Origin of the sequence: Mesorhizobium sp. M2A.F.Ca.ET.042.01.1.1 (assembly GCF_003997405.1) — a bacterium.
In the GTDB taxonomy this organism is placed as follows: domain Bacteria; phylum Pseudomonadota; class Alphaproteobacteria; order Rhizobiales; family Rhizobiaceae; genus Mesorhizobium.
Genome location: NZ_RZRX01000425.1, coordinates 1 through 3159, shown reverse-complemented (window position 1 = coordinate 3159; position 3159 = coordinate 1). Strand labels below are relative to the sequence as shown.

Below are 3159 nucleotides of genomic sequence, written 5' to 3'. Positions count from 1 at the left end.
CTGGCCGATCGTTCTGATGAACCTCGTGGGCGCGGCGAAGTTCATGGCTCTCGCGCTTGTCAGGCGGCCGGGTCGACAGCCGCGGTCGGGCCACGAGACCGTCGAGGCCAGGGCGGAGGCCAGCGCGCGATGAGCCGGCGCCCGACCCTGCCGATGCTCAACCAGGCGCTCGGCCGCCGGCAGCTCGGCCTGCTGCCGATCGTCGTCGCGCTCGGGCTTGCGAGTGCTGCCCTCGAAGGCTTCGGCATCGGGCTGATCATCCCGCTGCTCGGCATCATCATGGGGCATGGCGACACGGCCGGCATGGCGGGCTTCTCGGCCCTCCTGCAGAAGGTCGGCGCCGGGCTCGGCGAGCGCGAGCGGCTGATCGCGATCGCGGCCGCGATCCTCGGCTCGATCCTCTTGAAGAACCTGCTCGCCTTCGCCAATTCGGTGCTCACCGCCCATATCTACGGCAAGGCCAGCCAGGCGATCCGCGGCGCGCTCGCCGAGCGGCTGCTCGCTATCGGCTATCCTTTCTTCCTGAAGGAGAGCCCCGGGCGGCTGCTCAACATCATCTCCAGCGAATCCTGGCGGGCGTCGGACGCCATCCAGGCGATGCTGGGCTCGATCGTCAGCGCCTCGGCCGCGATCATCCTGCTCGTCTTCCTGCTGCTGCTCTCCTGGCAGATGACGCTGCTGGTGATGCTCGGGCTGGCGCTTGTCCAGGTCGCGCATATGGCGCTGTCGGCGCATCTGAGAAAGCCGAGCCGAAGCGTTGCCTCGCGCAACAGCGCCTTGGCTTCGCGGATGCTGCACCTGGTCCATGCCGGCCGGCTGATCCGCATCTTCGGCCAGGAGGCGCGCGAGAAGGCGGCGTTCGAGGCGGCGTCGGACGGCGTGCGCCGGGCGGCCTTCCAGCTTTCCAACCGCCAGGGCGCACTGGCGCCGCTGACCGAAGTGCTGCACGCCATGCTCTTCCTCGCGGTGGTGATCGGGGCCTGGCTGGCGGGTCTGAGCTTCCCGATGGTCGCCGCCTTCCTGATCCTGCTCTACCGGCTGCAGCCGCATGTCAGGGCCCTGCAGATGACATGGAGCCAATTACAGGGGCTTTCCGGCTCGCTGGAGGAAGTGACCTGGCTGCTCGACCCCGAGGGCAAGCCGGCGGCGCCGCAAGGCGGCCGGCCGTTCGCGTCTTTAAGCGAAAAAATCGCCTTCGAGGGCGTAAGCTTCAGCTATGCCAATGAGGAGCAGCGCGCGGCGGTGCTGCACGCGGCGAGCTTCGACATAAGGAGCGGTCGCTCGACGGCGCTGATCGGCCGCTCCGGCGCCGGCAAGACGACCATCGTCAACCTGCTCTGCCGCTTCGTCGAGCCGGACGGCGGCCGCATCCTCGTCGACGGCGCGCCGCTCGGCGAGATCGATCCGGTCGCATGGCGGGCGCATATCGCCCTGGCCAGCCAGGAGCTTGAGCTGGTGGACGGCACCATCCTCGACAACATCACCTACGGCAAGGACACAGCGAGCGAGGAAGAAGCGCGCCGTGCGGCCGCGCTCGCCGAGGCGCATGAGTTCATCGAGCGACTGCCGCAGGGCTACCAGACGGTCGTCGGCTATCGCGGCGTCAACCTGTCGGCCGGCCAGAGGCAGCGCATCGCGCTCGCCCGCGCGCTGGTGCGCGACCCCGACATCCTGATCCTCGACGAGGCCACCAACGCTGTCGACGGGCTTTCGGAAGCGGCGATCGTGGAAACGCTGAAGTCGCGCGCCGGCCGCCGCACCACGATCGTCATCAGCCACCACCACTCGACGATCTCGTTCTGCGACGACCTGGTGATGCTGGAGCATGGACGGGTGAGGAAGCAGGTGCCCTTCGCCGAACTCGCGGCGCGCAGCATGGATGAGTTGTACCAGCCGGAGTGAGGGCTGGGATCTCCCCCCTCGAGGGGGAGATGTCGCCGAAGGCGACAGAGGGGGTCGCCGCGCATGAAGCGCCAACCCCCTGGGTGGCGAGCGATGAGGTCGGCGATCTACGCGAGACGACCCCTTCTGGCCTGCCGGCCATCTCCCCCTCGAGGGGGGAGATTACGCGCTCGGTGGCTTTCGCCAAATGTCAGCGTTGCCGAAGTGGGTTCCTCACCCCGCCATCGCCAACGGCGCGGCGCTCTTGTTGGGGATCTGGATGTCGATCTCCAGCGTCGACATGGTAGCGCCGCGGTCCATCGAGACCTGGAGGTAGTCCTGGTCGATCTGCACGTGCTTGGCGATGACCGCCATGATCTCCTCGCGCAGGATGGAGACGAGGTCGGGCTGGCCGCGGCTCTGGCGCTCATAGGCGAGTAGCAGCTGCAGCCGCTCGCGCGCTACCGGCGCGCTGGTGCGCCGCTTGAAGAGGTCGAGGATGCTCATGCGGCCCTCCTTCCGAGCAGCCGGTCGAGGAAGCCCTTGCGTTCGAAGGGGACGACCACCGGCAGGTCTTCGCCTTCCAGGCGCCTTGCCGCTTCGAGGTAAGCCTTTGCGGCACCATTGAGCGGTTCCGAGAGCGTGACGGGCGAGCCGAGGTTGGAGGCCCGCAGCACATCCTGGCTTTCCGGGATGATGCCGAGCAGCGGCGTGGAGAGGATCTCCAGCACGTCGTCGATCGACAGCATCTCGCCGCGCGCGGCGCGCGCCGCATCATAGCGCGTGACCAGCACGTGTTTTTGCACCAGCTCGCCCTGCTCGGCCTTCATGGTGCGGGCGTCGAGCAGGCCGATGATGCGGTCCGAGTCGCGCACCGACGAGACTTCCGGGTTGGTGACGATGACCGCCTCGTCGGCGAAGCGCATGGCAAGCTGAGCGCCACGCTCGATGCCGGCCGGGCTGTCGCAGAAGACATAGTCGAACACCGAGCGCAGCCGGGCGATGACTTCCGCTACGCCCTCTTCGGTGAGCGCGTCCTTGTCGCGGGTCTGCGAGGCCGGCAGCAGATAGAGCGTCTCCAGCCGCTTGTCGCGGATCAGCGCCTGCGACAGCTTCGCGGTGCCCTGGATGACATTGACGAGGTCGAACACCACGCGGCGCTCGGCGCCGCCGTGGCCAAGACCGGCAAGAAGGTGGCGCTGGTCGATTTCGACGTCGGCCTGCGCAACCTCGACCTTATCATGGGCGCCGAGCGCGGCCGTCGAGGTCGTCTTGCCG

At 68.0% G+C, this 3159-nt stretch carries 3 protein-coding genes; 1 reads left to right on the top strand and 2 read right to left on the bottom strand.

Features of this window, described 5'->3' with window-relative positions; genetic code table 11:
* Positions 1-129: 129 nt before the first annotated feature.
* Positions 130-1902 carry an ABC transporter ATP-binding protein gene (locus tag EOA23_RS33075; protein WP_127307153.1) on the top strand — a complete coding sequence of 591 codons (1773 nt, stop codon included), beginning with the start codon at positions 130-132 and terminating at the stop codon, positions 1900-1902.
* A 213-nt stretch (positions 1903-2115) separates the two neighbouring features.
* On the opposite strand, the gene minE is transcribed toward EOA23_RS33075, so the two are convergent.
* Together minE and minD are read right to left on the bottom strand one after the other, a co-directional pair.
* Positions 2116-2388, bottom strand: coding sequence for a cell division topological specificity factor MinE (gene minE / locus EOA23_RS33070; protein WP_042638296.1), 273 nt, complete (start codon positions 2386-2388; stop codon positions 2116-2118).
* A partial coding sequence (minD, locus tag EOA23_RS33065) for a septum site-determining protein MinD (RefSeq protein WP_127307152.1) occupies positions 2385-3159 on the bottom strand: 775 nt, incomplete at its 5' end. The genes minE and minD, both read right to left, overlap by 4 nt.

Bases quoted from the DNA above. Each gene is read 5' to 3' on its own strand.
- EOA23_RS33075 (WP_127307153.1), top strand. From the start codon at position 130: ATGAGCCGGCGCCCGACCCTGCCGATGCTCAACCAGGCGCTCGGCCGC.
- minE (WP_042638296.1), bottom strand. From the start codon at position 2,388: ATGAGCATCCTCGACCTCTTCAAGCGGCGCACCAGCGCGCCGGTAGCG.